The sequence below is a fragment of the Streptomyces sp. NPDC015032 genome (assembly GCF_043080425.1).
Taxonomy (GTDB): domain Bacteria; phylum Actinomycetota; class Actinomycetes; order Streptomycetales; family Streptomycetaceae; genus Streptomyces.
Genome location: NZ_JBIBVN010000002.1, coordinates 393,408 through 419,916 on the forward strand (window position 1 = coordinate 393,408; position 26,509 = coordinate 419,916).

26 protein-coding genes and 1 riboswitch are annotated in these 26,509 nt (G+C 69.0%); of the genes, 9 read left to right on the forward strand and 17 right to left on the reverse strand.

Features of this window, described 5'->3' with window-relative positions; translation table 11 throughout:
- Window positions 1–56 precede the first annotated feature (56 nt).
- The 4 genes from ACF08M_RS04660 to ACF08M_RS04675 all read right to left on the reverse strand — a co-directional run bounded on the left by ACF08M_RS04660 (window position 57) and on the right by ACF08M_RS04675 (window position 4,281).
- Window positions 57–1,088: an NlpC/P60 family protein gene (locus ACF08M_RS04660; protein WP_392183761.1), complete on the reverse strand. Its 1,032-nt coding sequence runs from the start codon at window positions 1,086–1,088 to the stop codon at window positions 57–59.
- 236 nt (window positions 1,089–1,324) lie between these two features.
- Window positions 1,325–2,353: an NlpC/P60 family protein gene (locus ACF08M_RS04665; RefSeq protein ID WP_392183762.1), complete on the reverse strand. Its 1,029-nt coding sequence runs from the start codon at window positions 2,351–2,353 to the stop codon at window positions 1,325–1,327.
- A 286-nt stretch (window positions 2,354–2,639) separates the two neighbouring features.
- Window positions 2,640–4,001 (reverse strand): NYN domain-containing protein, encoded by a 1,362-nt coding sequence (locus ACF08M_RS04670; protein ID WP_392183979.1) that lies wholly within the window; start codon window positions 3,999–4,001, stop codon window positions 2,640–2,642.
- Between the two features lie 37 nt (window positions 4,002–4,038).
- Window positions 4,039–4,281 carry a hypothetical protein gene (locus ACF08M_RS04675; protein WP_266745708.1) on the reverse strand — a complete coding sequence of 81 codons (243 nt, stop codon included), beginning with the start codon at window positions 4,279–4,281 and terminating at the stop codon, window positions 4,039–4,041.
- 161 nt (window positions 4,282–4,442) lie between these two features.
- Here ACF08M_RS04675 and ACF08M_RS04680 point away from each other — a divergent pair, with 161 nt between their 5' ends.
- Window positions 4,443–5,195 carry a rhomboid family intramembrane serine protease gene (locus ACF08M_RS04680; protein WP_392183763.1) on the forward strand — a complete coding sequence of 251 codons (753 nt, stop codon included), beginning with the start codon at window positions 4,443–4,445 and terminating at the stop codon, window positions 5,193–5,195.
- Window positions 5,192–5,473 (forward strand): Lrp/AsnC family transcriptional regulator, encoded by a 282-nt coding sequence (locus ACF08M_RS04685; protein ID WP_093543818.1) that lies wholly within the window; start codon window positions 5,192–5,194, stop codon window positions 5,471–5,473. Before ACF08M_RS04680 ends, ACF08M_RS04685 begins: the two co-directional genes overlap by 4 nt.
- Window positions 5,474–5,554: 81 nt before the next feature.
- Here the strand turns inward: ACF08M_RS04685 and ACF08M_RS04690 are convergent, their stop codons facing one another.
- The 6 genes from ACF08M_RS04690 to ACF08M_RS04715 all read right to left on the reverse strand — a co-directional run bounded on the left by ACF08M_RS04690 (window position 5,555) and on the right by ACF08M_RS04715 (window position 12,687).
- Window positions 5,555–6,931 carry an aminotransferase class V-fold PLP-dependent enzyme gene (locus tag ACF08M_RS04690; RefSeq protein ID WP_392183764.1) on the reverse strand — a complete coding sequence of 459 codons (1,377 nt, stop codon included), beginning with the start codon at window positions 6,929–6,931 and terminating at the stop codon, window positions 5,555–5,557.
- 175 nt (window positions 6,932–7,106) lie between these two features.
- A riboswitch (SAM riboswitch) is annotated at window positions 7,107–7,224 on the reverse strand.
- 108 nt (window positions 7,225–7,332) lie between these two features.
- A complete protein-coding gene (trpD, locus tag ACF08M_RS04695; RefSeq protein ID WP_392183765.1) occupies window positions 7,333–8,397 on the reverse strand; it encodes an anthranilate phosphoribosyltransferase in 1,065 nt (354 codons plus the stop codon).
- Window positions 8,398–8,523: 126 nt separating this feature from the next.
- Window positions 8,524–10,149 (reverse strand): cytochrome bc complex cytochrome b subunit, encoded by a 1,626-nt coding sequence (locus tag ACF08M_RS04700; protein ID WP_392183766.1) that lies wholly within the window; start codon window positions 10,147–10,149, stop codon window positions 8,524–8,526.
- Complete coding sequence (locus tag ACF08M_RS04705) at window positions 10,146–11,198, reverse strand: Rieske 2Fe-2S domain-containing protein (protein WP_392183767.1); 1,053 nt, start codon at window positions 11,196–11,198, stop codon at window positions 10,146–10,148. Before ACF08M_RS04705 ends, ACF08M_RS04700 begins: the two co-directional genes overlap by 4 nt.
- Window positions 11,195–12,004, reverse strand: a complete 810-nt coding sequence (locus ACF08M_RS04710) for a c-type cytochrome (RefSeq protein ID WP_392183768.1) — start codon at window positions 12,002–12,004, stop codon at window positions 11,195–11,197. The genes ACF08M_RS04705 and ACF08M_RS04710 overlap by 4 nt, the downstream gene beginning before the upstream one ends.
- Window positions 12,005–12,066: 62 nt before the next feature.
- Window positions 12,067–12,687 (reverse strand): heme-copper oxidase subunit III, encoded by a 621-nt coding sequence (locus ACF08M_RS04715; protein ID WP_362204414.1) that lies wholly within the window; start codon window positions 12,685–12,687, stop codon window positions 12,067–12,069.
- 187 nt (window positions 12,688–12,874) lie between these two features.
- On the opposite strand from ACF08M_RS04715, the gene ACF08M_RS04720 reads away from it, so the two are divergent.
- Window positions 12,875–13,276: a hypothetical protein gene (locus ACF08M_RS04720; RefSeq protein WP_392183769.1), complete on the forward strand. Its 402-nt coding sequence runs from the start codon at window positions 12,875–12,877 to the stop codon at window positions 13,274–13,276.
- A 69-nt stretch (window positions 13,277–13,345) separates the two neighbouring features.
- Here the strand turns inward: ACF08M_RS04720 and ACF08M_RS04725 are convergent, their stop codons facing one another.
- The 4 genes from ACF08M_RS04725 to coxB all read right to left on the reverse strand — a co-directional run bounded on the left by ACF08M_RS04725 (window position 13,346) and on the right by coxB (window position 17,814).
- A complete protein-coding gene (locus ACF08M_RS04725; protein WP_392183770.1) occupies window positions 13,346–14,605 on the reverse strand; it encodes an Ig-like domain-containing protein in 1,260 nt (419 codons plus the stop codon).
- A gap of 118 nt (window positions 14,606–14,723) precedes the next feature.
- The gene (locus ACF08M_RS04730) at window positions 14,724–15,122 is read right to left on the reverse strand and encodes a cytochrome c oxidase subunit 4 (RefSeq protein WP_392183771.1); all 399 of its coding nucleotides are present in this window, start codon (window positions 15,120–15,122) and stop codon (window positions 14,724–14,726) included.
- On the reverse strand, window positions 15,119–16,855 hold the full coding sequence (gene ctaD / locus ACF08M_RS04735; RefSeq protein WP_392183772.1) for a cytochrome c oxidase subunit I: 1,737 nt from the start codon (window positions 16,853–16,855) through the stop codon (window positions 15,119–15,121). Before ctaD ends, ACF08M_RS04730 begins: the two co-directional genes overlap by 4 nt.
- The gene (gene coxB / locus ACF08M_RS04740) at window positions 16,852–17,814 is read right to left on the reverse strand and encodes a cytochrome c oxidase subunit II (RefSeq protein ID WP_392183773.1); all 963 of its coding nucleotides are present in this window, start codon (window positions 17,812–17,814) and stop codon (window positions 16,852–16,854) included. Before coxB ends, ctaD begins: the two co-directional genes overlap by 4 nt.
- A gap of 263 nt (window positions 17,815–18,077) precedes the next feature.
- Here coxB and ACF08M_RS04745 point away from each other — a divergent pair, with 263 nt between their 5' ends.
- Complete coding sequence (locus ACF08M_RS04745; protein WP_392183774.1) at window positions 18,078–19,472, forward strand: cysteine desulfurase/sulfurtransferase TusA family protein; 1,395 nt, start codon at window positions 18,078–18,080, stop codon at window positions 19,470–19,472.
- 39 nt (window positions 19,473–19,511) lie between these two features.
- Here ACF08M_RS04745 and ACF08M_RS04750 read toward each other — a convergent pair whose 3' ends face one another.
- Window positions 19,512–20,486: a carbohydrate kinase family protein gene (locus tag ACF08M_RS04750; RefSeq protein WP_392183775.1), complete on the reverse strand. Its 975-nt coding sequence runs from the start codon at window positions 20,484–20,486 to the stop codon at window positions 19,512–19,514.
- Between the two features lie 160 nt (window positions 20,487–20,646).
- Between ACF08M_RS04750 and ACF08M_RS04755 the strand changes: the two genes are divergently transcribed.
- Together ACF08M_RS04755 and ACF08M_RS04760 are read left to right on the forward strand one after the other, a co-directional pair.
- Window positions 20,647–20,844: a hypothetical protein gene (locus ACF08M_RS04755; RefSeq protein WP_392183776.1), complete on the forward strand. Its 198-nt coding sequence runs from the start codon at window positions 20,647–20,649 to the stop codon at window positions 20,842–20,844.
- 154 nt (window positions 20,845–20,998) lie between these two features.
- Window positions 20,999–22,465, forward strand: coding sequence for a hypothetical protein (locus ACF08M_RS04760; protein WP_392183777.1), 1,467 nt, complete (start codon window positions 20,999–21,001; stop codon window positions 22,463–22,465).
- Window positions 22,466–22,603: 138 nt separating this feature from the next.
- Here ACF08M_RS04760 and ACF08M_RS04765 read toward each other — a convergent pair whose 3' ends face one another.
- Window positions 22,604–22,960, reverse strand: coding sequence for an iron-sulfur cluster assembly accessory protein (locus ACF08M_RS04765; protein WP_030933606.1), 357 nt, complete (start codon window positions 22,958–22,960; stop codon window positions 22,604–22,606).
- 234 nt (window positions 22,961–23,194) lie between these two features.
- On the opposite strand from ACF08M_RS04765, the gene nadA reads away from it, so the two are divergent.
- The 3 genes from nadA (at window position 23,195) to ACF08M_RS04780 (ending at window position 25,846) form a co-directional block, all read left to right on the forward strand.
- The gene (nadA, locus tag ACF08M_RS04770; protein ID WP_392183778.1) at window positions 23,195–24,403 is read left to right on the forward strand and encodes a quinolinate synthase NadA; all 1,209 of its coding nucleotides are present in this window, start codon (window positions 23,195–23,197) and stop codon (window positions 24,401–24,403) included.
- Between the two features lie 473 nt (window positions 24,404–24,876).
- Window positions 24,877–25,167, forward strand: coding sequence for a hypothetical protein (locus tag ACF08M_RS04775; RefSeq protein WP_392183779.1), 291 nt, complete (start codon window positions 24,877–24,879; stop codon window positions 25,165–25,167).
- A gap of 49 nt (window positions 25,168–25,216) precedes the next feature.
- The gene (locus ACF08M_RS04780; protein ID WP_392183780.1) at window positions 25,217–25,846 is read left to right on the forward strand and encodes a hypothetical protein; all 630 of its coding nucleotides are present in this window, start codon (window positions 25,217–25,219) and stop codon (window positions 25,844–25,846) included.
- Window positions 25,847–26,066: 220 nt separating this feature from the next.
- On the opposite strand, the gene ACF08M_RS04785 is transcribed toward ACF08M_RS04780, so the two are convergent.
- Window positions 26,067–26,399 (reverse strand): hypothetical protein, encoded by a 333-nt coding sequence (locus tag ACF08M_RS04785; protein ID WP_392183781.1) that lies wholly within the window; start codon window positions 26,397–26,399, stop codon window positions 26,067–26,069.
- Window positions 26,400–26,509: the final 110 nt, after the last annotated feature.

Here is a 26,509-nt window from a genome sequence, read left to right on the forward strand (position 1 = left end):
GCCCGCGATGACCGGCGGCGTCGCGGTGTCCGGGGCCTCCGTCTCCGGCGTTGTCGTCAGACGCGGGTGACCGATGAGACGGGCATCATGCCGACGGGGTCGTAGCGCACCGGGGCGCCGGGGTACGGGGCGTGGATGACCTGGCCGTTGCCGACGTACATGCCGATGTGGCCGGCATCCGCGCGGTAGGCGACCAGGTCGCCCGGGCGGGCCTCGGAGAGCGGCACCATGTGCCCCGCGTACCGCTGGGCCTGCGAGGTGCGCGGCAGGCTGACCCCGGCCTGGGCGTACGCCCACTGCATCAGCCCGGAACAGTCGAACGCGGCGGGTCCGTTGGCCCCCCAGATGTACGGGCGGCCCAGTGCCTGGCGGACCGCCGTCACGGCGACGGCCGCCCGTGCGGAGCCGGCCGGCAGACCGGCCGTCGCCGGGAACGTGTCGTAGCGGCCGGAGCGCGAGGCCCGCTCGAAATCCGCCCGTTCGGCGTCGGGCAGCGCGTCCAGCAGCTGTCTGGCCCGGGCGAGCTTCTGCTCGACGGTCCGCTTGTGGCGGGTGGCGGCCGCGCGGTTGCGCTCCAGCTCGGCCAGCGCCCGGGCGGCCTCCGTACGCGTCTGCGCGAGTCCGCGCTGCGTCTGCTGGAGTTCCCGCAGCTCGGTCGCCTGATGCTCGGTCAGACGGTCCAGGGTGGCCGCCCGGTCGAGATAGGTGTCCGGGTCGGAGGAGAGCAGCAGGACGAGCGAGGGGTCGAGGCCGCCCGAGCGGTACTGCGCGCTCGCCGCCGAACCGAGCGCCGTACGCATCCGGTTGAGGTGTTCCTGGCCGCGGGCCGCCCGGTCCCTGGCCCGGTTCACCTCGCCGCGCAGCCGGCCGGCGCTCTCCTCGGCCTCGTTGTACTGCTCGGTGGCCCGCTCGGCCTCGCTGTACAGCCGGTCGACCCGGGCCTTGGCGCTCCGGGACGTGTCCTGCGGGTCGGCGTTGGCCGTGGCCGCCCCGAGCGTGGCGGCCGCGGTGGCCGCCGCGGCCGACAGGACGGTGATCCGGGCACCCTGGTTGAGGCCGGGCTGTGTGGAACGGCGATGGGACACCACAGGACGCCGCACTCCCTTCCGCTGTACGCAGATGTGCGCAGCCCCTGCCGCCCGGGGCGGGCGGACCGACGACGGGAGCTGCACAGCAGGCAGACAGTAGTCGGACGATCACGGAGCGACCAAAGGCCGCGCCGGGCGGACGGGCGGCGAAAACAGGAACGCCCCGGCGGTGACCTGTGGTCTCCGCCGGGGCGCGCTGCCTGTGCGGGCGCGGGAATTCGCCCGTTCGGGCGTCGTCAGCCGACGCGCACGCCGAACTGGAAGCTGCCCATGGTGTTCATCGACTCATAGCGGACGACCGTGCCCGTGTACGGGGCGTGCAGGACGGTGTTGTTGCCCGCGTAGAGGCCCACGTGAGAGGTGTTGTTGAAGAAGACCAGGTCGCCCGGCTTCAGCGCGCTGCGCCCGATCCGGGCGCCGTCGTTGACCTGGGTGTACGTGACCCGGGAGATGGAGACGTTGGCCTGGGCGTAGGCCCACTGGGTCAGCCCGGAGCAGTCGAACGCGGCGGGGCCGGTGCCACCGCGCTGGTACGGCTTGCCCACCTGGCTGGAGGCGGCGTTCAGGGCGGCGGCACCCCGGGCGGAGGCGGGGACCTCCTTGCCCAGCTCGACGCGGTCGCCCGCGTCGCGGCTGGCACGCTTCTGGTCCTCGCGCATCTTCGTGCGCTCGGCTTCGGTCATCGAGTTGAGCAGGCGCTGCGTCTCGGCCAGCTTGTCCTGGAGCTTCTTCTTCTTCGCGCCGAGCGTCTTGCGCACGTCCTCGAGGTCACCGAGCTTGTCCTGGGCCTCCTTGCGCTGCTGCGCGAGAACCCGCTGCTTCTCCTGGATCTTCTCCAGGGCCTCGGTCTGCTTGGCCGTCAGCTGGTCGAGGGCCGAGGCCTCGTCGAGGAAGGTGTCCGGGTTGGACGAGAGGAAGAGCTGCACCGACGGGTCGAGCCCACCGGAGCGGTACTGCGCCGCGGCGAGCGAACCGAGGCCGTTGCGCAGGGTGTTGATCTCCTGCTGGCCGCGGGCCACCTTGTCCTGCAGCGCGCTGACTTCCTTCTCCAGCTTCTGCTGCTTCTCCTTGGCGCCGTAGTACTGCTCGTTGGCCTCGCCGGCCTCGTGGCCGAGCTTCTCGACCTTCTCCTTGACCTCGCCCTTGGAGGGTTTCGGGTCGGCCTGGGCCGCCTGGGAGGTCAGCGCCATGGCCGCGGCGGCGGTTGCGGTGAGCACGGTCACACGGGCGCGGCTCGGCTGCTTGGGACGACGGTGGGACGCCACGAAGGCGAGCTCCTTCTTCCTCGAGCCGCCTACCGGGCTGTGGGGGGACCTGAATCCCCGGCTCCGTGCACATCACGGACGCGGCGGTTCCTTCGCCGTCACCCCGGATGGGTGATCGACCGTGCGAAGGTTCGAGGCCCGACCCTAGTGACCAACTTGTGATCAGTTCAAATCCTCACAAGAAAAATCTCATCACAGGACACACTTCTTTACCCACATCACACGCGGTGTAGCGGTGACTTGACGGTCCGTTCCCCGATTTCCGTCGAGTCCCGGCAAAGCACCGTCAGACCCGCGAAAGCCGCTTCAGGAGCAAGACGGACGCAACGGGCCTGGCGCCCGCCTTCGCCACTCCGTCGGCGACTTCGCGGTCGGTGGAGACCACCACGACCGGCCGTCCCGGCGGTTCGGCCCGCGCCAGCTGACGGATGAGTTCATCGGCGGTCACACCGGGCTTGCTGAACAGCACCCGGACCCCGCGCGGCGGTGCGAGCAGTACCGGAGCTGCCAGTTCGGCCCCGTCGAAGACACAGGTCATCTCCGCACCGGTCTGCGCCGCGAGCACCGCGAGACCGCCCAGCAGCCGCAACCGCTGCTTCTCCAGCGGCAGCTGCGGATAGCCGGTCTTGGTGACGTTGTAGCCGTCCACGATCAGATGCGCCTGCGGCAGCGCGAGCAACTGGTCGAGCAGGGCCGGATCGGTCTCCGAAAGAGCCCTGGCCGCAATGTCCTTGGGCGACATCCGGCCCGGCTCGACCGCGTCGGCGCTGTCCGCGGGACGCATCGACGAGGGCGGCAGAGCCAGTTCACGACGGAGCCCGCGGGCCGCGTCGAGCACCGTGTCCAACAGCAGCCGCAGCCGCATGTCCTCGACCGACCGGCCTTCCCTGGCGGCCCTGCGGCCCGCCTCGACGGCCGCCTCGGCCTCACCGAGCCGCGCCTTGAGCCGACGGGTCTCGCTCTCGGCCGCGGAGACCTGGGCGGCGGCCTCGGACCGTACGGTCTCGTACTCGGCCCGGCTGCGGCGCAGCGCGGCCTCGCCGCGCTTGACCTCATTGACGGCACTGCGCAGTTTGCGCTGAAGGGAGTCGGCTTCCTTGCGGGCCGCATCCAGCTCGGCGCGGAGCCGCTCGGTCTCGCTCCTCGTGTGGGAGCGGGAGTGGGCGAGCTCCTCGCGCAGCCGCTCCAGTTCGCGGCGGCTCTCCTCGTCGGCACGCTCGGCGTCGGCCCGCTGGGCCTCCTCACCGGCTGCCGCGACCAGCTTCACCCAGCCGGCCGGGCGCAGCACATAGGCGGCCGCGGCCACGTCGACGGGGTCGGCGGCGGCGGGCGGCGAACCGGCCTCCAGCGCGGCGGCCAGCTCCGGCTGCCCTTCCCTGAGCAGTTCACCGATGCGCTGCCGGAACAGGGCGTCGCCCTCCAGGGCGGCCGCCATCGCGTTCCCGGCGAACTTGGCGCGCCGGGTCGGAGTGAAACGGGCGTACTGCCTCAGCTGGGCCGGGAGTTCGGTGAGCGTGAGGCCGCCGAACGCGTCCGAGACCAGTGCGACGACCCGTCGTCGCACGGCTTCGGGCAGCGGGCGGTCGAGCGCCTCGACGGCGTCGCCGGCCGCCTCGGCCGACTCTGCGCCGCTAGCGGGCTGCTCCACCATCCGTCACCCCATATTGTCTGTCCGGGCGGCTCCCTCAGGAGTCGGCACCCGGCCTGGCCACCAGTTCGATCTGATCCACCGCGTTGCACCAACGGCACCGCACCGACTCGATGGTCTCACTGACCACCTCGCGTTCCTCGACGGTGGACTCCCCGGCCAGGTCGAGATGGACGTACTCGACGACCTTGGAGGAGCGTGTCACGTCGAAACGCGTGAGGTTTCCGCAGAGCGTGCAGCGCCAGCGGGTCCCGTCGGTCGGCTGGGGAACCGTCGTCATCGTGCGTCCTCTTTCGTCGAGCCTCGTGCTGCCTGCTTCAAGGATCTCGCGGTGCGCCGTCGAACTGCGGATGTCCTGCCGTAACCCTACGGCCTCGGTGCGTCCCCCCGACACGGCGAGGCGCTCTGTCCCGTTCCCTCCGCTTGCGTCATGCTCTGTTCATGATCGATCGGCGTGCTGCGGCCGGCAGGTTGACCAGGGGGCTCCTACGGATGGTCACCTCGGGCGGACCATCGGTGACCCATGCCCTGATCGCCTTGTGCTGTCTGGTGTTCCTGATCAGCCCGCTCTCCGGGCTCAACCCGCCCTCCGGCACCGCCGACGCCCTGCTCGCCGCCCAGGCCGGGTACTTCGAACGCTGGGGCGTGATCCCGAGCGAGCTGTGGGCAGGCTCCGCACACGCCCTGCTCACCCCTCTCACCGCCCTCTTCGTGCACGGCAGCTGGCTGCATCTGCTCGGCAACATGCTCTTCCTGTACGTGTTCGGGGCGATGGCCGAGGAGTTCATGGGGCGTGCCGAGTTCACCTTCTTCTACGTCGCCTGCGGCTATCTCGCCCTGGTCGCCTACGCCGCCGCGCACGCCGCGTCCGACCAGACCCTCGTCGGCGCGTCGGGGGCGATCTCGGCGGTGCTCGGGGCGTTCCTCTACCTGTTCCCCAGGGCCCGGGTCACCAGTCTGTTCCCGTTCCTCTTCTTCCTGCCGCTGCGTTTCCCCGCCTGGATTGTGCTGATCTTCTGGTTCGTCCTGCAGTGGCTGGCGGTCCAGGGCGCGGGCAGCGGAGGGCCGGGGGTGGCCTATCTGGCCCATGTGGTCGGCTTCGCCCTCGGCTTCCTCTACGCCTGGGGACGCTATCGGCGTACGGATAGAGTGAAGTCACCAGCCACGGCCACCGAGGGAGAAAGCCAGCCGTGATCACCGCGATCGTGCTCATCAAAACCAGCGTGGACCGGATTCCCGAGATCGCCGAGGCCATCGCCGCGCTGGACAGCGTCAGCGAGGTCTTCTCGGTCACCGGTACGTACGACCTGATCGCCATGGTCCGGGTGGCCAAGCACGACGACCTGGCGGACGTCATCCCCGGCCGGATCAGCAAGATCCCCGGCGTCGAGGCCACCGACACGCATGTGGCCTTCCGTACGTACTCGCAGCATGACCTGGAGGCCGCCTTCGCCATCGGCCTCGACGCGTAGGTACGCCGCTCACCGCGGCGTGACACCCCGGTGAGGGACGGGGCTCGACCGCTCCTCCCCCGCCGAGGTGTCACGTGGCCGTCAGAGCTGTGTCGTACCCCGGTCCGGGACGCAGCGGCCGCCCTCGGTGCGGTACTTCCACCGGGCGCCCTTGCTCACCAGCTCCTTGACCGCGCGGACGAAGCGCTCGATGTGCTCGTCCGGCGTACCGGCTCCGAAGCTCACGCGGATCGCGTTGAGCGAGAGCTCCCCCGGCACGGCCTCCGGCGCGCCGCACTCGCCGGCCTCCTGCGGGTCGCTGCCCAGCAGGGTGCGGACCAGCGGGTGGGCGCAGAACAGTCCGTCGCGGACCCCGATGCCGTACTCGGCGGAGAGCGCGGCGGCGAAGTGCGAGCTGTTCCAGCCCTCCACGACGAAGGAGATGACGCCGACCCGCGGGGCGTCGTCACCGAACAGCGAGAGCACCTTGACCTCGGGGACATCGGCGAGACCGGCCCGGACGGCGGTGACGAGGTGCTGCTCCCGGGCGACCAGAGTGCCGAAGCCCGCCTCGGTGAGCGCCTTGCAGGCGGAGGCGATGGAGTACACGCCGATGACATTGGGCGAACCGGCCTCGTGGCGGGCGGCGGTGGAGTGCCACTCGACGTCCACGCCGCCGTCGGTGCGGCGCGCGACCGTGCGCGAGGCGCCGCCGCCGGCCAGGTACGGCTCGGCCTCCTGCAGCCAGTCGGCCCGGCCCGCGAGCACCCCCGAGCCGAACGGCGCGTACAGCTTGTGCCCGGAGAAGGCGACCCAGTCGACGTCCAGCTCCGCGATGTCGACGGGGTGGTGCGGGGCGAGCTGGGCGGCGTCCAGCACGATCCGGGCACCGTGCGCGTGCGCGGCGGCGGCCAGCTCCTTCACCGGCCACAGCTCGCCGGTGACGTTGGAGGCGCCGGTGACGCAGACCAGCGCGGGGCCGTAGGGCTCACGGTCGGCGAGCGCGCGCTCCAGCGTCTCGACGGCCTGCGCCGGGGTACGCGGGGCGTTCAGGTAGGTCACCCGGGCGTCGCGCCACGGGAGCAGCGAGGCGTGGTGCTCGGTCTCGTACACGAAGACCTGGCAGTCGGCGGGGACGACGGCGGCCAGCAGGTTGAGGGAGTCGGTGGTCGAGCGGGTGAAGATCACCTGGTCGTCGGCGCGGCAGCCGAGGAACTCCGCGACGGTCGCTCGGCTGTTCTCGAAGAGGTCCGTGGAGAGCTGCGAGAGGTAACCGGCCCCGCGGTGGACACTGCCGTAGTACGGGGCGTACGCGGCGACGTCGTCCCAGACGCGTTGCAGGGCAGGGGCGCTGGCGGCGTAGTCGAGAGCGGCGTACGCGACCTCACCACCCGTGACCAGCGGAACCATGACGTTCTCGCCCAGAACCGGCAGAGGGGCACAAAGCGACTGGTCGGCGGCAGCGGTGAAGACAGACATGGCGAACTCCCGTATCAGGCAGGCGAATCGCGTGCGCCGACGGATGCACGGCAGCACAGCGGAGAGAGAAAAAGGGTGTGCGGAGGAGGGCCGGGAAGCCCTATCGCATTCGCTTGCTCACAAGAGACTCCCTAGGGACCAGGACCCCGGGGGCTGGCATTCACAGATGCCGAGGGGCCCGCGCTTGCCGCAGACCTCGCTGCCTACGGCCTGGTCTTCACCCGGGGCACCCCGCCACGGACGGAGGGTTGCCGGACAGCGGGCCGGGGCCGTAGTCGCTGTCACTCATGACCTGCCCAGCATCTTGCCATACGTACGTCGACGCGCAAGGCGCGGTCCAGGATCCGGACCGCGCCCTGCGTCACATTCCGTCCGCTCAGAGCCTGTCGGGTGACAGGCTCTCAGGCGTTGCTGACCGCCACCCAGCGCTCCAGCGCCCGCCGGGCCGCCCCCGAGTCGATGGACTCGGCGGCCTTGGCGATCCCGGCGGCGAGCTGCTCGTTCAGCGTGCCGTCCATCGGGTTCAGAGCCACCAGCGCCGCCGCGGAGTTGAGCAGCACGGCCTCCCGTACGGGCCCGTGCTCGCCGGCCAGCACCCGGCGGGCCACATCCGCGTTGTACGAGGCGTCGGCGCCGCGCAGCGCCTGCGCCGGCACCAGCTCCAGACCGACGTCGCGCGGGTCGAAGACCTCCTCGCGCACCGATCCGTCCCGGACCACCCAGACCCGCGAGGTCGCGGTCGTCGCCAGCTCGTCCAGGCCGTCGTCGCCGCGGAAGACCAGCGCCGAATTGCCGCGCTCGGCGAGGACGCCGGCGACGATGGGGGCCATCCGCAGGTCGGCGACGCCGATCGCCTGGGAGCGGACCCTGGCCGGGTTGGTGAGCGGCCCGAGGATGTTGAACGTCGTCGGGGCGCCGAGCTCCTTGCGGGCTCTGGCGGCGTACCGCAGGGCGGGGTGGAACTTCACCGCGAAACAGAAGGTGATGCCCGCCGCCTCGGCGACCTCGACGACCCGCTGCGCGCTGAGCTCCAGATTGACGCCGAGCTTCTCCAGCACGTCGGAGGAGCCGCTCGCCGAGGAGGAGGCGCGGTTGCCGTGCTTGACGACCTTGGCGCCGGTACCCGCGATGACGATCGCCGACATCGTGGAGATGTTGACCGTCTTGGCGAGGTCGCCGCCGGTGCCGACGATGTCGACCGTGCGACCGGGTACGTGGATCGTGTGGGCGTGCTCGTACATCGCGCGCACCAGGCCCGACACCTCGTCGACCGTCTCGCCCTTGGCACGCAGGGCCACCGCGAAACCGGCGATCTGCACATCGGTCGCCTCACCGCTCATGATGCGGTCCATCGCCCACGCGGTGTCGTCCGCGCTCAGGTCCTCGCCGCGCAGCAGCGGATTCAGCACGCCGGGCCAGGAACGGTCCGCCACGCTGTCGCCGCCGACCGGGGTCACAACGTTCATGGTCCGCTCCTGGGGGTCCACAGCCGATATAAGGGGATGACCTCCACCCTATCGAGCGCCGGGGACAGCGAAGAGCCCCGTCCATCGGGTGGACGGGGCTCCTGCTGTGGCGATCAGTTCAGGCGATCAGTGGTGACCGTGGCCGCTGGTGATCTCCTTGTACTCCTCGGCGGTGGGCTTGGCGATCTGGTTGTCCTCGCCGTAGTAGCCCTTGCTGAGCTTGGCGCGCAGCTTCTGCAGGGCGGACACCTTGCGCTCGACACCGTTCTCGTCGACCGTCGGGCCGATCTCGACCGGCTGGTACTGGTCATGCGCGGTGAGCGTGTGCAGCTGCTCCGGACCGAGCGGCTCGTGGATCTCGACGAACTCACCGTGCGGCAGGCGCTTGATGATGCCGGACTCGCGCCCGTGCAGCACCTTCTCCTTGTCGCGGCGCTGGAGGCCGAGGCAGATCCGGCGGGTGGCGATGAACGCGAGGACCGGGCCGACGAAGATGAAGATCCGGACGAACCAGGAGATGGCGTTCAACGACAGGTGGAAGTGCGTGGCCCATAGGTCGTTGCCACCGCCGATGAAGACGATGACGTACTCGGTGATCCAGGCGACACCGAAGGCCGTCCGGGTCGGGGCGTTGCGCGGGCGGTCCAGGATGTGGTGCTCGCGCTTGTCCCCGGTGATCCAGGACTCGACGAACGGGTAGACCGCGATGATCGCGAGTACCAGTCCGAAGGCCATCAGCGGGATGAACACACCCAGGACGAGCGTGTGACCCCAGAGGTTGATCTCCCAGCCAGGCATCACTCGGATCAGACCCTCGGCGAAGCCCATGTACCAGTCGGGCTGGGCGCCGGTGGACACCTGGTCCGGGCGGTACGGGCCGATGGCCCAGATCGGGTTGATCGAGGCGATGGCCGCGATGACGGCGATGATGCCGAAGACCAGGAAGAAGAAGCCACCGGCCTTCGCCATGTACACCGGCATGAGCGGCATGCCGACGACGTTCTTGTTGGTGCGGCCAGGACCCGCGAACTGCGTGTGCTTGTGGTAGAAGACCAGGATCAGGTGCGCCACCAGCAGGCCGAGCATGATGCCCGGCAGCAGCAGGATGTGGATCGAGTAGAACCGGGCGACGAAGTCGTGACCGGGGAACTCTCCGCCGAACAGGAACATCGAGATGTACGTGCCGACGACCGGCATCGACAGGATCGCGCCCTGGGTGAAGCGGACACCCGTACCGGACAGCAGGTCGTCCGGGAGCGAGTAGCCGGTGAAACCGGTGAACATGCCCAGCACGAACAGCAGGAAGCCGAACACCCAGTTGATCTCACGCGGCTTGCGGAACGCACCCGTGAAGAAGACGCGCATCATGTGCACGAACATGCCGGCCAGGAAGATCAGCGCGGCCCAGTGGTGGATCTGGCGAACCAGCAGACCACCGCGGACGTCGAAGCTGATGTCCAGTGTCGAGGCATAGGCCTCGGACATCTTGATGCCCTGCATCGGCTCGTACGAGCCGTGGTACACGACCTCGTTCATGCTCGGGTGGAAGAACAGCGTCAGGTAGACACCCGTGATGATGATGATGATGAAGCTGTAGAGGGCGACTTCACCGAGCATGAAGGACCAGTGGTCCGGGAAGATCTTGCGCATGTTGGCCTTGGCCAGGGAGTAGATCCCGAGCCGGCCGTCCGCCCAGTCGGCCACCCGCTCACCGGCGGGCGCCTTGCGCTGTGTGTCGGTCGCAGTACTCATCCGCGCTCCCAGAATGCAGGACCGACGGGCTCTTCGAAGTCACCGAGCGCCTCGAGGTTGCCCTCGCTGTTGACACCGATCCGCAGCTGCGGAAGGGCGTGACCGGCCGGACCGAAGATGACGCGGGCGCCGTCGGAGAGGTCGAAGGTGGACTGGTGGCACGGGCAGAGCACGTGGTGCGTCTGCTGCTCGTACAGGCTGATCGGGCAGCCGACGTGGGTGCAGATCTTGGAGAAGGCCACGATGCCCTCGTGGGCCCACTCGCGCTCGCGCTTGTCCTTGATGTTGCCCGGCTCGATGCGGATGATCATCAGCGCGGCCTTGGCGATCTGGTTCTGGAAGTCCTCCGCCTCCTCCGACAGGCCCTCGGGCATGGCGAAGGTCAGCGAACCGACCGCGACGTCCTCGGGACGCAGCGGCTCCATCGTGTTCATGTTGATGAGCTGCTTGCCCTTGGACCACAGGGTCTTGCGGAGCTTCTTCTCCGGCAGCGGACCGAGGTCGCGCAGCAGCACCACACCGGAGAGCGGCACCAGGGCCAGCGCACCGAACATGGTGTTGCGGATCAGCTTGCGCCGGCCGAGCGCGGACTCCTCGGCACCGGCCGCGAAGTCCGCGAGGACCTTCGCCTTCACCTCGGGCGTGGCCTCGATGGCGTGCCGGTCGTCGGCGACCTCCACGTCGGACATCAGGGTGCGTGCCCAGTGGACGGCACCGGCGCCGATCGCGAAGAGGGCCACGCCCAGGGTCAGACCCAGGGAGAAGTTGAGCGCGCTCACATGGCCGAAGGGCCAGATGAACACGATCTTGTCGACCGGGAAGATGACGTACGAGGCGATGAAGGCGACCGTGGCCAGCATGGACACGGTGAACATGAGCGCGACGGTGCGCTCGGAGCGCTTCGCGGCACGTTCGTCGATGTCCTGGATGCGCGGCTTGTGGGCCGGCAGCCCGGGGTCGGCGAACGGGTCGTCCGCGACCTTTACCGCGCCGTGCGCGGCGCCCTGCTCAGCAGGCAGGTTCTCGTCTGGAATCTCTTGGCTACTCATGACTTCTTGGCCTTAGCGGTGTGGGCCGCGACCCAAATGGCAAGTGCGATCAGTGCGCCGAGCCCGAAGATCCAGGCGAACAGGCCCTCGCTGACCGGCCCCAGGCCGCCCAGCGTGAGACCGCCCGGGTTCTCGGTCTGGGCGCCGTTCACGGTCTGGACGTACGCGATGATGTCCCGCTTCTGCTGCTCGGGCATCGTCGTGTCCGGGAAGGACGGCATGCTCTGCGGGCCGGTCTGCATGGCCTCGTAGAGGTGCTTCGGGTCCACGCCTTCGAGGCTGGGCGCGTACTTGCCGTTCGTCAGCGCACCGCCCTGGCCGGTGAAGTTGTGACACTGCGCGCAGTTCGTACGGAACAGCTCGCCACCCTTGGCGATGTCCGCGCCCTCAGGGCTGACCTGGCTCTTGGTCGGAACGACCGGACCGGCGCCGAGCGACGCGACGTACGCCGCGAGCTGGTCGATCTCGGCCTGGCTGTAGATGACCTTCTTCTTCGGTACCTGGGCACCCGGCTGCTGCGCCGGCATACGGCCCGTACCGACCTGGAAGTCCACGGCGGCGGAGCCCACGCCGACCAGGCTCGGCCCGTCGGTGGTCCCCTGACCGCCGGTTCCGTGGCAGCTGGCGCAACCGACGGAGTACAGCTTCTTGCCCTCGTCGATGGCAAGGGACTGGGCGGTGTCGTCGGCCTGCGCCTTACTCGCGGGCGCAAACGCGGCGTACAGCCCCCCAGTGGCCGCCAGCGCGAGGAGTAGTACGACGACCGCCGCCAACGGATGGCGTCGTCGTGCGGAGAGCTTTTTCACGGATTACCCCGGTGTCAGGATCTTCTGCGTCGATGCTGGATGTGGTTCGGGTTCGAGCCCGGTTACTTGATCATGTAGATCGTGGCGAACAGGCCGATCCACACGACATCGACGAAGTGCCAGTAATAGGACACGACGATGGCTGCGGTCGCCTGCTCGTGGGTGAACCTCTTGGCTGCGTACGTCCTGCCCAGAACGAGCAGGAAGGCGATGAGACCGCCTGTCACGTGCAGCCCGTGGAAGCCGGTCGTCAGGTAGAACACCGAGCCGTACGGGTCGGAGGACAGCGAGAGGCCGTCCTTCTTCACCAGCTCGGTGTACTCGAAGACCTGGCCTCCGATGAAGATCGCACCCATCACGAAAGTGATCACGAACCAGGTACGGAGCTTCTTCACATCGCCCCGCTCCGCGGCGAAGACGCCGAGCTGGCAGGTGAGTGAGGAGAGCACCAGGATTGTGGTGTTCGTCGCCGAGAACGGGAAGTTCAGGGCCGAAGCCATTTCCTTCCAGTGCTCCGGTCCGGTCACCGATCGCAGGGTGAAGTACATCGCGAAGAGGGCCGCGAAGAACATCAGCTCGGAACTCAACCAGATGATGGTTCCGACGCTGGTGAGGTTCGGTCGATTGACCGACGGGTGCGCGTGCCCGGTTTCTACTGTCGTTGCTGTCGCCACGACCGACATTATGTCGGTCCCTTATCCCGCCCTCACCCCGGGGGGTGCCGTTCGGTGTGTCAACAGGGTGTGCCCTCCTCTAACAGCCGATGAATCCGCTGTCCCGGGCGGTGCTGACAGGCCATCGGGCGGAGTACGATCCGCGCATCGGTTCATGCCCGGAAAGCCCCGAAGACACAGATGTCACGGAGGAACAATGCAGCCGACCGCCACGGTCCTGGTCTACAGCGACGACGCCAACATCCGTGAGCAGGTGAGGCTGGCAGCCGGGCGCAGGCCCGCGGCCGACGTACCACCGGTGGAGTTCCTGGAGTGCGCCACGCTGCCCGCTGTCCTGGACGCGCTGGACAACGGCGGCATCGACGTCTGCGTCCTGGACGGCGAGACGGCTCCCGCGGGCGGCATGGGCGTCTGCCGGCAGATCAAGGACGAGATCTTCCACTGCCCGCCGGTGCTGTTGCTGATGGGGCGCCCCCAGGACGCCTGGCTGGCCACCTGGAGCCGTGCGGACGCCGCGGTGACCCTGCCGGTCGAACCGGTCGAGTTCGCGGACGCCCTGGCGTCCCTGCTGCGCAGCAGGGACTGCGTGAACGCCTGAGAGCCGCCGCGGCCCCGGCCGCGGCCCCACGCATGCTCCTGCTGGGGATGAACGCACTCCCCGGGCCGGTCAGACCTCGGGGCGCAGCCGCGCCGCCTGGATGGTGTCCGAGCGGTCCGGGGTGGCGTTCTTCTGCAGCGCGCTGCCCTGCTGCCATTTCGCCCAGGACAGGTTCCAGTCGCCGAAGCCGTTGTCGAACGGCGTCATCGTCTCGCCCTGGCTGCCGACGACCTGGACGATGTCGCCCGTGCGCACGGTGTTGAAGAACCACTCGGCGAGGCTGGTGCTCATGCCCGTACAGCCGTGGCTGACGTTCGCGAGCCCCTGCGAACCGGTGGACCAGGGGGCCGCGTGCACGTACTCGCCGCTCCAGGTGACGCGGGTCGCGTAGTAGACCAGCAGATCGTACGAGTCGTCCGAGCCCTCCGAGATGCCGATCGTCTCTCCGCGCATCCGTACGGAGTACTCCTTGCTCAGCACGACCTTGACGCCGTTCCGGGTGGAGAAGCCGGGCTTGCCGGTGGTCACCGGAATGGTGTTGACCACTTTCCCGTTGCGCTTGACGGTCATCGTGTGCGCGGCGGCGTCGGTGATGGCCTCGACGCGGTCGCCCGTGGTGAGCTTCAGCGCCTTCGCCGGGGCTCCGTAGAGGGCGTTGGTGACCTTGATGCCGGCCAGGCCGCTGGTCACGTCGATGGTGGCCTTGGCGGGCCAGTACTCCTTGGGCCGGTAGTGCAGGTTCTTGTCGTCGACCCAGTACCAGGAGCCGGTCACGGCGGGCGTGGAGCGGACCCGCAGGGCACGCTCCACGATGGCCCTGGACGCCTTGTCCTTGACCGGCGTGCTGAGTTCCGCCGTGATGGGCTGTCCGACGCCGTAGGTGCCCGCCTCGGGGCCGAAGGTGACCTTCAGGAGCTTCTTGGCCCGGACGGCGGCGGTGTCGAAGGAGAGCGTGCGGCTGCCCGGGTCTCCGTCGTCGTCCTCCATGCTGACCCGGACCGTGTAGTGGGCGCCCGCGGCGAGCGGTGAGGTGGAGTGCCAGCGCTTCCCGTCGGCGTCGAGCTCACCGGCCACATGGCGTCCGATCGCGTCCACGGCCGACACGTCCGTGATCCGGCCGTCGTCGCCGACGGTGACTTCGAGCGGCTTGTCGGAGTCGGCCTTCTTGTCGCCCGCGGGGATGTTGGAGGAGATCTCGTCCACCGCGTCGTACGGTTTCGCCGCGAGCGGGTGGCTGTCGGACCCCCCGCACGCGGTCACACCTGCGACCAGGGTCACGACCAGCAGAGTGCTGCTCACTACGGGGCGGAAGCGCGGCGTGTGGTTCATGAACACACGCTATGGAGATTCATCCCAATCAGCACGCAATGTGACTGCAAACGGGGGGCCCGTACCTCTTTTGGTGGAGAAGTACGGGCCCCCCGTCAGGTGGAGCGGTGACGCGAGGTCACTGGGTGCGGTTCTCACCGCGGTAGTACTCGAAGACCCAGCCGAACAGACCGATCAGGAGCATCGGGGCCGAGAAGTAGAGCAGCCACCAGCCGAAGACGATGCCCAGGAAGGCGAGGGCGCCGCCGACGGCCAGCGAGAGCGGCTGCCAGCTGTGCGGGGAGAAGAACCCCACCTCGCCGGCCTCGTCCGCGACATCGGCCTCCTTGTTGTCCTGAGCCATGGCGTCGACCCGCTGCGCCGTGAAGGCCAGGTAGAAGCCGATCATGACGCTCAGGCCGAAGGCCAGGACGAGCGCGGTGGTACCGGCAGGCTCCTTCGACCACACGCCATACGTGATGGCCATGGCGAGCATGAAGACGCTCAGCCAGAGGAACATCTTGCCCTGGATCTTCACTTGCCGGCCTCCTTGCCACCAGCGAGGGCCTTGTCACCCTCGGAGGGGTGCTCCAGCAGTTCGAGCGCCGCGATCTCCGGGTGGTGCAGGTCGAACGCCGGGGATTCGGAACGGATCCGCGGCAGGGTGAGGAAGTTGTGCCGCGGCGGCGGGCAGGAGGTCGCCCACTCCAGCGAACGGCCGTAACCCCACGGGTCGTCGACCTCGATCTTCTTGCCGTACTTGGCGGTCTTCCACACGTTGTAGAAGAACGGCAGCATCGACAGGCCGAGCAGGAACGAGGAGATCGTCGAGATCGTGTTCAGCGCGGTGAAACCGTCCGCGGCGAGGTAGTCCGCGTAACGACGCGGCATGCCCTCGGCACCCAGCCAGTGCTGCACCAGGAACGTGCCGTGGAAGCCCACGAACAGCGTCCAGAACGTGATCTTGCCGAGCCGCTCGTCCAGCATCTTCCCGGTGAACTTCGGCCACCAGAAGTGGAATCCGGAGAACATCGCGAAGACCACGGTGCCGAAGACGACGTAGTGGAAGTGCGCGACGACGAAGTACGAGTCCGAGACGTGGAAGTCCAGCGGCGGCGACGCCAGGATCACACCGGTCAGACCACCGAAGGTGAAGGTGATCAGGAAGCCGATGGCCCAGAGCATCGGTGTCTCGAAGGACAGCGATCCCTTCCACATCGTGCCGATCCAGTTGAAGAACTTCACGCCGGTCGGTACCGCGATGAGGAAGGTCATGAACGAGAAGAACGGCAACAGCACACCGCCGGTGACGTACATGTGGTGCGCCCACACGGTCACCGAGAGGCCTGCGATGGCGATCGTCGCGCTGATCAGGCCGATGTAGCCGAACATCGGCTTTCGACTGAAGACCGGAATCACTTCGGAAATGATTCCGAAGAATGGCAAGGCAATGATGTACACCTCTGGATGGCCGAAGAACCAGAAGAGGTGTTGCCAGAGCAATGCGCCGCCATTGGACGCATCGAATACATGCGCACCGAATTTACGGTCCGCCTCCAGCGCGAAGAGCGCGGCGGCGAGAACCGGGAAGGCCAGCAGGACCAGCACACCGGTCAGCAGGACGTTCCAGACGAAGATCGGCATGCGGAACATCGTCATGCCGGGGGCGCGCATGCAGATGATCGTGGTGATGAAGTTGACCGAGCCGAGGATCGTGCCGAAGCCGGAGAAGGCCAGACCCATGATCCACATATCGGCGCCGATACCCGGCGAACGGACCGTGTCCGAGAGCGGGGAGTAGGCGAACCAGCCGAAGTCCGCAGCACCCTGCGGGGTGAGGAACCCGGCCACCGCGATGAGCGAGCCGAAGAGGTACAGCCAGTACGCGAACATGTTCAGCCGCGGGAACGCCACGTCGGGCGCGCCGATCTGCAACGGCATGATCCAGTTCGCGAATCCGGCGAACAGCGGCGTCGCGAACATCAGCAGCATGATCGTGCCGTGCATCGTGAACGCCTGGTTGAACTGCTCGTTCGACATGATCTGCGTGCCGGGACGGGCCAGTTCGGCGCGCATGAAGAGCGCCATCAGACCGCCGATGCAGAAGAACGCGAACGATGTGACCAGGTACATCGTGCCGATCGTCTTGTGGTCAGTGGTGGTCAACCACTTGATGACGACGTTTCCCGGCTGCTTGCGCCGGACCGGCAGCTCGTCCTCGTACGAGTCGTCTGCTGCCGCGGCACCCTGAGGTTCATTGAGGATGCTCACAGTTTGTTCGTCTCCGCATTCCTGGCCGGGTCAGTCTGCTCGATGCCGGCCGGCACGTAGCCCGTCTGGCCCTTCTTCGCCAGCTCCTTGAGGTGCGCCTGGTAGCGCTCCGGAGAGACGATCTTGACGTTGAAGAGCATCCGGGAGTGGTCGACGCCACAGAGCTCGGCGCACTTGCCCATGAAGGTGCCCTCCTCCTTGGGAGTCACCTCGAAGGCGTTGGTGTGGCCCGGAATGACATCCTGCTTCATGAGGAACGGCACCACCCAGAAGGAGTGGATGACGTCACGCGAAGTCAGAACGAACCGGACCTTCTCACCCTTCGGCAGCCACAGGGTCGGACCCGGGTTGCCGTTCTGCGGATTCCGCGTTCCCGGGATGCCGTAGTCGTAGACGCCCTCGGCCCCCTTGGGGAAGTCCTTGCGGAACCGGTCGGGGATGGCGTCGAGCTCCTTGGGGATCTCGTTGCCCGTGGCGGTCGAGCCGTCCACGTTCTCGATGTAGTTGAATCCCCAGCTCCACTGATAGCCGACCACGTTGATGGTGTGGGCGGGCTTCGGGGAGAGCTCGAGGAGCTTCGATTCATCGCGCGCGGTGAAGTAGAACAACACCGAGACGATGATCAGCGGGACCACGGTGTACAACGCCTCGATGGGCATGTTGTACCGGGTCTGCGGGGGAACTTCGACCTTGGTGCGGCTGCGCCGGTGGAAGATGATCATCCACAGGATCAGGCCCCAGACCAGCACGCCCGTGGCGAGCGCTGCCGCCCACGAGCCCTGCCAGAGGGAAAGAATCCGTGGTGCCTCTTCCGTTACCGGAGTGGGCATACCAAGGCGAGGGAAGTCCTTGTATGTGCAACCGGTGGCGGTCGCCAGGACCAGGCCCGCAGTCAGCACCTGCGGCAGCTTCCGCCGCATCGGGCGCCGCGACGAGCGGTCGGAGCCGTTGGGACTCACGTAGCGCCTTCCCGAGAGTCTCGCCCGCGCGGTCGGCGCGGCCGTTTGTCTGGTCGGTCGCCGCCCTGACACGGGCAGGGGTTTGGATGTTTATGCGGACCAAACCCTACTGGACGCTATTTGGGGCCGCGCGGGGAGGGTGCCCAACGCGCCGCCCGACTCCCCGAAGGGGTGGAATACGGGCCTCCGGCCGTCATCTGACGCCCTCTCTCCTGGCCGTCCGAGCGGCCCGCACCGGGCCCGGTGCGGGCTAGCGTGGTGGTGTGCCCTACTTCGACGCCGCTTCTTCCGCCCCCCTGCACCCCGTCGCCCGCCAGGCGCTGCTTGCCGCGCTGGACGAGGGGTGGGCCGACCCGGCCAGGCTCTACCGCGAGGGGCGCCGGGCCCGGCTGCTGCTCGACGCCGCCCGGGAGGCCGCCGCGGAGACCGTCGGGTGCCGTCCCGACGAGCTCACGTTCACTCCTTCGGGGACCCGGGCGGTGCACTCCGGAATCTCCGGAGCCCTCGCGGGACGTCGGCGTGTCGGCCGCCACCTGGTCGTCTCCTCGGTCGAGCACTCGTCGGTGCTCCATTCGGCCGCCGCCCATGAGGCGCAGGGTGGATCGGTCTTCGAGGTCGCTGTCGACCGGTCGGGAACGGTGAGCGCGGCGGCGTACGCGGACGCGCTGCGCGAGGACACCGCGCTGGCCTGTCTGCAGTCCGCCAATCACGAGGTCGGCACCGAGCAGCCGGTGGCCGAGGTGGCGGAGGTCTGCCGGGCGGCGGGGGTGCCTCTGCTGGTGGACGCCGCACAGTCGCTGGGCTGGGGGCCGGTGCCGGACGGCTGGTCGCTGCTGGCGGCCAGTGCGCACAAGTGGGGCGGGCCCTCGGGGATCGGGCTGCTGGCGGTGCGCAAGGGGGTGCGGTTCGCGGCTCAAGGACCGGCCGACGAGCGGGAGTCCGGTCGGGCCGCGGGGTTCGAGAACCTTCCGGCGATCGTGGCCGCGGCGGCGTCGCTGCGGGCGGTACGGGCGGAGGCAGCGGCCGAGTCCGTACGGCTGCGGGCGCTGGTGGACCGCATCAGGGCCCGGGTGCCGCAGTCGGTGCCCGATGTGGAGGTGGTCGGCGATCCGGTGCGGCGGCTGCCGCATCTGGTGACCTTCTCCTGTCTCTATGTCGACGGAGAGACACTGCTCCATGAACTGGACCGGGCCGGTTTCTCCGTATCATCCGGTTCCTCCTGCACCAGCAGCACGCTGATTCCGAGCCATGTGCTCAAGGCGATGGGAGTGCTGTCGGAGGGGAACGTACGGGTGTCGCTGCCGGCCGGCACGGCGGACGAGGACGTCGACCGCTTCCTGGACGTGCTGCCCCGGGTGGTGGCGGAGGTACGGGAGAGGCTGGGGGCACCCGTTCCGGCCGCCCCCTCCCCCTCCCCCTCCCCCGCCGCGGCCGCGTCCCTGGTGGTCGATGCTCTCGGGAGGCGGTGCCCGATCCCCGTGATCGAGCTCGCGAAGGTGATCGGGGAGGTACCGCCGGGCGGAACGGTGACCGTGCTCTCCGACGACGAGGCAGCGCGCCTGGACATCCCTGCCTGGTGCACGATGCGCGAGCAGGAGTACGTGGGCGAGGAGCCGGCGGACCGCGGCTCGGCCTATGTGGTCCGCCGGCTCGTCTGAGCCTGGCGGTCAACCGACAGGCTCTGAGGCTCTCCGGGGTCAGGCCAGGTGCGTGTGGACCTCGGCGGCGGCTTCGTGACCGTACGCCTTGGTGAAGCGGTCCATGAAGTGGGCGCGGCGCAGGGTGTACTCCTGGGTACCGACGGTCTCGATGACCAGGGTGGCGAGCATGCAGCCGACCTGGGCGGCGCGCTCCAGGCCGACGCCCCAGGCGAGGCCGGAGAGGAAGCCGGCGCGGAAGGCGTCGCCGACACCGGTCGGATCGGCCTTGATCTCCTCCTCCGGGCAGCCGACCTCGATGGCCTCGTGGCCGGCCCGCTCGATCCGGACACCGCGGGAGCCGAGCGTGGTGACCCGGTGGCCGACCTTGGCCAGGATCTGCTCGTCGCTCCAGCCGGTCTTGGACTCGATGAGCCCCTTCTCGTACTCGTTGGAGAAGAGGTACGTGGCGCCGTCGAGGAGGATCCGGATCTCGTCGCCGTCCATCCGGGCGATCTGCTGCGAGAAGTCCGCGGCGAACGGGATGCCGCGCGAGCGGCACTCCTCGGTGTGGCGGAGCATCCCCTCGGGGTCGTCGGCGCCGATGGAGACGAGGTCGAGGCCGCCGACGCGGTCGGCGACGGCCTGCAGCTCGATGAGCCGGGCCTCGCTCATCGCGCCCGTGTAGAAGGAGCCGATCTGGTTGTGGTCCGCGTCCGTCGTGCAGACGAAGCGGGCGGTGTGCAGGACCTCGGAGATCCGGACCGAGCCCGTGTCCACGCCGTGGCGGTCGAGCCAGGCACGGTACTCGTCGAAGTCGGAGCCCGCGGCACCGACCAGGATCGGGCTGGTGCCCAGCAGGCCCATACCGAAGCAGATATTGGCGGCGACACCGCCCCGGCGCACGTCGAGGTTGTCGACCAGGAAGGAGAGCGAGACCGTGTGCAGCTGATCCGCGACCAGCTGGTCGGCAAATCGGCCGGGGAAGGTCATGAGGTGATCGGTGGCGATGGAGCCGGTGACTGCGATTCGCACGGGGAAACTGCTCCTGCGGAGATCGGGGGGAACGGGTGACTGCGTTCCCGGGGCGTCGTGACAGTTCACGCTACCCGCTCCCCGCGCTCTCCCTGAAGGGGAGGAAACTACCCGATAGTAGGGCTTTCTTCTCAGGGTATGCGATGCCTACGGTGCGGTTATGCCGAACCACAGCGCCACGCGCGAGTCCGAGATCAGCCTGGCCGAGCTGCGCGGTGACTGCGCGCGGATGGCTCCGCACTGGGTGGTCCCCGCGAAGCCCGCCCCCGCTCCGGTCGCCCCGTCCCTGATCCACGGGGTGACGGTGCCGGCCGCCTCCGCGCGGCTGATCGACGCCATGTCCGAGTACGGCGACTGAGGAACGGCCGGCGTCAACTTCGCGTCGCGGCCGCCGCCCGCCGAGGGAACCGTACGCCCCTGCGCCCCGTCCCACCGTTGTCCCCGCCCTGGGGACGGGACGGACAGGCCCGGTGACGGCCTGTGACGGCAGCGCAGGCGAAGGAGCGGATCCGGTGAGCACCGAGCGACCCGACAACGATGTGACCGGCCCCCGGCGGCGTTCGCCGCTCGCCGTGGCCTCGGTGGCAGCGGCCGTACTGCTGGCCGGGGGCGGCGGTGCGTACTGGGCCGCGACCGCTGCGGACGGCGACGGCCGGAGCAGCGACAGCGCGGCGGGCGGCGCGGAGCGCACCCCTCGCCCACTGGCCCTGGACGAGCACGGGGGCAGCGGAGCAGTGCCCGACGGGCCCTCCCGGGGCATCGCGATCGGCGAGCCCGACCCGCACGGCGGCCGGGTGGTCTACCGCGCCTCCGCCGAGCTGCCCGGCGGGCCGGGTACGGCGGCGGTGCACCGCGCGGAGGGAACGGTCACCGGGGCGGAGGTGGCCCGGCTGGCGAAGGCGCTGGGCCTGGAGGGCACACCGCGGGCGGAGGGCACGTTCTGGAAGGTGGGGTCCGACGGGGACGGCTCGAATCCGTTCCTCCGGGTGGAGAAGCAGGCTCCCGGAACCTGGAGCTTCACCCGGCACGGCTCCGGGGGCACGGACAACTGCCCGAAGGGCGCGACCTGTTCGACCGGAGAGATCGCGCCGGGCGGCACCGGCTCGCCGGTGAGCGAGAGCGCCGCCAGGGCTGCCGCGACGCCGGTCCTGAAGGCGGTGGGCCAGGACGACGCCGCCCTCGACGCCCGCCAGCTCATGGGATCGGTACGGGTGGTGAACGCCGACCCGAAGGTCGGCGGACTTCCCACCTACGGCTGGTCGACCGGTATCCAGGTGGGCCCGGACGGTGAAGTGGTCGGTGGCAGCGGGCAGTTGAAGGCCCCGAAGAAGGGCGACAGCTATCCGGTGATCAGCGCGGGCGAGGCGCTGAAGCAGCTGAACGGGGCGACGTCCCGGACGGACGGGCACGCGGAGATCGGCGGCTGTGCCACCCCCGTACCGCTCCAGGATGGCCTGAAATCGCCGGAGGTCCACTGCGGGACGCGGACCGGTGCGGAGCGGCCGACGACGACCGTGACCATCGACAAGGCGGTGTTCGGGCTGACGAAACAGTACGTGGCGGGCAAGCAGACGCTCGTACCGTCCTGGCTCTTCTCGGTACGGCCGGCCGCGGGCGGCACGGGCGCCACCGTGTCGCAGATCGCCGTGGACCCCGCGTACCTGACGAAGGACGCACCCTCCCCGACGGCCCCGTCCCCGGGGGACGCCGCAAAGCCCTCGCGGCAGATCCTGTCGTACAGCGCCGACGGGCGGACCCTGTCGGTGACGTTCTGGGGCGGGGTGTGCAGCACGTACGGGGCGAGCGCGGCCGAGGACGGGAAGACGGTGCGGGTGACGGTGACGGAGTCGGAGCCGGCCGGGAAGAAGGCCTGCATCGCGATCGCCAAGGAGCTGACCCGGACGGTGACCCTGGACGCGCCGCTCGGCGACCGGACGGTGGTCGACGCGGCGTCGGGCGGCAACGTGCCCCGCGCCTGATGACCCCGCGCCTGACGACCGCACCCGTGGCGCATGCGTGACGCATGACGAAGGCCGGCGGCCCCGGAATCCGGGGCCGCCGGCCTTTGTGTGCCGCTGTGTGGTTCCGCCGCTGCCTTCAGGGCCGAACGAGTGCCCCTAGCTGAAGGAGTCGCCGCAGGCACAGGAGCCCGTGGCGTTGGGGTTGTCGATCGTGAAGCCCTGCTTCTCGATGGTGTCCACGAAGTCGATGGAGGCGCCGCCCAGGTACGGGGCGCTCATCCGGTCGGTGACGACCTTGACGCCGTCGAAGTCCTTCACGACATCGCCGTCGAGCGAACGCTCGTCGAAGAAGAGCTGGTAGCGCAGGCCCGAGCAGCCGCCGGGCTGGACAGCGACGCGCAGCGCCAGGTCGTCACGGCCTTCCTGCTCCAGCAGGCCCTTGACCTTGGCTGCGGCGGCGTCGGACAGGAGGATGCCGTCGCTCACGGTGGTGGTCTCGTCCGATACGGACATCTGCTTCTCTCCCGGGTTGTACGGAGACTGCTTGCCGACGTTGCAACCGACGGGACCGCGGATTCATTCCGGGCCAAGCGCTTGCCTGTTCCATTCATGCTCGCACACCGGCCGTCCCGGGGGATGCGTCACATCGACACTATGGCCATCGTCAAAGTGACGTGAACCGGATATGATAGATAACGTCAATTAGACGAAAAGGCTTTCGTAGAAGCTTTCAGCAGAGAAGAAAGGGTGCGTGACGTGACCACGGCCCACCCCGTCCAGGATCTCGACGTCCAGCCGACGCCCCTCGCCCTGCTCCTGCTCGGCCGCGAGGCCGACCCGAGGAGCGAGCGCGGCGTCGAGTGTCCCGGCGACCTCCCTTCCCCGTCCGACCCGGACCTGGTGGAGCGTGCCCGCGCGGCCAAGGAGAAGCTCGGGGACAAGGTGTTCGTCCTCGGTCACCACTACCAGCGCGACGAGGTCATCCAGTTCGCGGACGTCACCGGCGACTCCTTCAAGCTCGCCCGGGACGCGGCCGCGCGCCCGGAGGCGGAGTACATCGTCTTCTGCGGTGTGCACTTCATGGCGGAGTCCGCGGACATCCTGACCACCGACGACCAGAAGGTCGTGCTGCCGGACCTGGCGGCGGGCTGCTCCATGGCCGACATGGCCACCGCCGAGCAGGTCGCCGAGTGCTGGGACGTGCTGACCGAGGCCGGGGTCGCCGAGCAGGTCGTGCCGGTCTCGTACATGAACTCCTCCGCCGACATCAAGGCCTTCACCGGCAGGCACGGCGGCACGATCTGCACGTCGTCCAATGCGAAGCGGGCGCTGGAGTGGGCCTTCGAGCAGAGGGAGCCCTCGGCAGCCAAGGTGCTCTTCCTGCCCGACCAGCACCTGGGCCGGAACACCGCGGTCCGGGACATGGGCATGTCGCTGGAGGACTGTGTCCTCTACAACCCGCACAAGCCGAACGGCGGCCTGACCGCCGAGGAACTGCGCAACGCGAAGATGATCCTCTGGCGCGGGCACTGCTCGGTGCACGGCCGCTTCTCGGTCGAGTCCGTCGACGACGTGCGCGAGCGGATACCGGGCGTCAACGTCCTGGTGCACCCGGAGTGCAAGCACGAGGTCGTGGCGGCGGCGGACTACGTCGGCTCGACGGAGTACATCATCAAGGCCCTGGAGGCGGCTCCGGCCGGCTCGAAGTGGGCGATCGGCACCGAGCTGAACCTGGTGCGCCGCCTGGCGAACCGGTTCGCGGCCGACGACAAGGAGATCGTCTTCCTCGACAAGACGGTGTGCTTCTGCTCGACGATGAACCGCATCGACCTGCCGCACCTGGTGTGGGCGCTGGAGTCGCTGGCCGAGGGGAACCTGGTCAACCGGATCGAGGTCGACCCGGAGACGGAGAAGTACGCGAAGCTGGCGCTGGAGCGGATGCTGGCGCTGCCGTAGCCGGTTCTGTACGCACGGATGCCGGTCGGGCCGAGTGCCGCCCGACCGGCATCCGCGCGTCCCACCCGCAACTGCGCTGCCGCACCCACAACTTGCCCAGGCCCTCGATACACCCGGCCGGTCCCGGCGACGCCGCCCTCCCCAGGTGCCGGTCGGTCCAGCAGCTGGCATCAGGACGTCCGGCCTCATGGTGCACCCGCGGCAACGCGGAGCACCGCGGCGCGGGCCAGGCAGCCACGGACGGGCGCAGCCACATCAGTGGCCTCGTGGCGGCCGGGTAATCGGCCTTCCTGGCCAATCAATTCGTGTGTGGGGCCGAAGAGTCACTCGTCCGGGGGCAAGGGAACCGATCCTGCCGACGAAGACGGCGTAGGACCGGCCGGGACGTGGCACGGTCCGGTCATGAAGATGATCAGGGTCCTGGCCCCAGCTGCCGTGGCTGCCGTACTTGTTGCCGGGCCGGTGCCCGAAGCGTGAAGGCGGAGTGCGAGCAGACCGATCCCGAGGGGCGGGTGATCCCCACTCGGTACGGCGATGCCGATCTCGGCTGGAATCACTTCTCCGGCAAGCACAACATCCGCAAGTGCCGGGTCGTCGACGCGGCTCTGGCAGGGAAGGCGGACAAGAAGAGCGGGGGGCGCCTGGAGTACTACGGGGTCGCCCGCAACGGCGCCCGGTTCGTCAAGGTCGTCGTCATCGTGCAGTACGCCCGCCGCACGGCTGACGGGGAGTACGACGCGGGCAGGGCAAGAAGATCGGCGTGATCACGGCCTACTGCAAGGGCGTCAACAAGTGCCCGGCCTGGATCAATCAGTGAGCTGGACGTGCGGGGAGACGGTCGAGCAGCAGGCGTACCTCACACGCTTCCTTCTCGACTACACGGCGGCATCTCTCGTCGGCGGGACCTTCCTGCGTGGGGTGCTGCCGACGCGGGACGCGGTCCGGGTCGTGACCGGTACCGGCGACGCCATGGCGCCAGATGCTCTGGTCGTCTACGAAGTGCCACTGATGGACGACGATGACGAGCCGGTCACCGCCCCGCTGGTGCTGGGCTGGGCACGCACACTCGCAGCCGGCGACCCACCGCATCCCGACGCGTCCGTGATGGGCATGGCTCTGGTCCGGGTGAACACCTCCGCCGTCGAGCCCGCCCCGCCGACAAGCACGGACCGGGTGCTGCGCGTGCTGCGGACACTGGCCTGGCCGTCCACCGAGACACCGCCGAGCCCTCCGCTGTGCGGCTTCCTCCTCGACCAGGAGGACGGCATGCGGCTCTACATCGCGGTCGAGGAAGCCAACGGCCTCATCGCCGTGGACGTACGCCTCACCGGCGCGCTGACCGCCCTGCTCGCCGCACTCCCCACGCTCGTACACGAGAAGGAACGCTGGACACCCGATACCGACCCGCACTGCACCCACGCGATCGACCTCACCGCCTGGTGACAACCGGCCGGCCGACGACCGGCATACCCGGGAACGCCCCGCGCGCATGGAAGGACAGATCCCACTGCCAGGAAGCGGAACCGCCCGGGAGACGAGGAGCAGACGGCCGGTGGCCACTGGTCCGCAGGGGCGGACAGCCGGCCTCCCGCGAGGCTCAACGCGACTGATCGTTTCGGCACTGACGGTCAGCAGTGCCACCAAGAGGCCACCGGGCCCTTGGCTAGAAGACCCCGGTTGCGTCGTCCTCCGCAAGCGTGAGCCCGGCTTCCAGACGCTCTCCCCGGCTCGTGGCGATCCGCAAGGTATCCCGCAGCGACTCCGCGAGCCGCACCCCGGCGAACCGCAACTCCCGCTCCCCCACCACTGCTTCGGCCAGCAGCGCCCGCGCCTCGGCGAGTACGTACTCGGCGGAGTCGAGCAGATCCGCCTCCACCTCGTCGGCCAACCGCGACATCCGGCTGTACGGGTCGTCGGTGCTCAGGTAGCACGGCGCCCCGTTCTGGTTGACCCACGGGAGCATCCGCATGAGCCGCCCCTTCGCATCGAACATCATGTCGTCACTGCCTCCGTTCGAGGGGCGCCCTGGCGCCCTGCCGCACACGCTGGTTACCGTGTGCCGCAATCGTCGCGCTGCAGCGCGTCACGCCAACAGGGTCGCCCTGT

Excerpts from the sequence above, each read along its gene's own strand:
- ACF08M_RS04675 (WP_266745708.1), bottom strand. The coding sequence starts at position 4,281 with ATGACGACGGTTCCCCAGCCGACCGACGGGACCCGCTGGCGCTGCACG.
- ACF08M_RS04680 (WP_392183763.1), top strand. The coding sequence starts at position 4,443 with ATGATCGATCGGCGTGCTGCGGCCGGCAGGTTGACCAGGGGGCTCCTA.
- ACF08M_RS04690 (WP_392183764.1), bottom strand. The coding sequence starts at position 6,931 with ATGTCTGTCTTCACCGCTGCCGCCGACCAGTCGCTTTGTGCCCCTCTG.
- trpD (WP_392183765.1), bottom strand. The coding sequence starts at position 8,397 with ATGAACGTTGTGACCCCGGTCGGCGGCGACAGCGTGGCGGACCGTTCC.
- ACF08M_RS04700 (WP_392183766.1), bottom strand. The coding sequence starts at position 10,149 with ATGAGTACTGCGACCGACACACAGCGCAAGGCGCCCGCCGGTGAGCGG.
- ACF08M_RS04705 (WP_392183767.1), bottom strand. The coding sequence starts at position 11,198 with ATGAGTAGCCAAGAGATTCCAGACGAGAACCTGCCTGCTGAGCAGGGC.
- ACF08M_RS04715 (WP_362204414.1), bottom strand. The coding sequence starts at position 12,687 with ATGTCGGTCGTGGCGACAGCAACGACAGTAGAAACCGGGCACGCGCAC.
- ACF08M_RS04720 (WP_392183769.1), top strand. The coding sequence starts at position 12,875 with ATGCAGCCGACCGCCACGGTCCTGGTCTACAGCGACGACGCCAACATC.
- ACF08M_RS04725 (WP_392183770.1), bottom strand. The coding sequence starts at position 14,605 with ATGAACCACACGCCGCGCTTCCGCCCCGTAGTGAGCAGCACTCTGCTG.
- ACF08M_RS04755 (WP_392183776.1), top strand. The coding sequence starts at position 20,647 with ATGCCGAACCACAGCGCCACGCGCGAGTCCGAGATCAGCCTGGCCGAG.
- ACF08M_RS04765 (WP_030933606.1), bottom strand. The coding sequence starts at position 22,960 with ATGTCCGTATCGGACGAGACCACCACCGTGAGCGACGGCATCCTCCTG.
- ACF08M_RS04785 (WP_392183781.1), bottom strand. The coding sequence starts at position 26,399 with ATGATGTTCGATGCGAAGGGGCGGCTCATGCGGATGCTCCCGTGGGTC.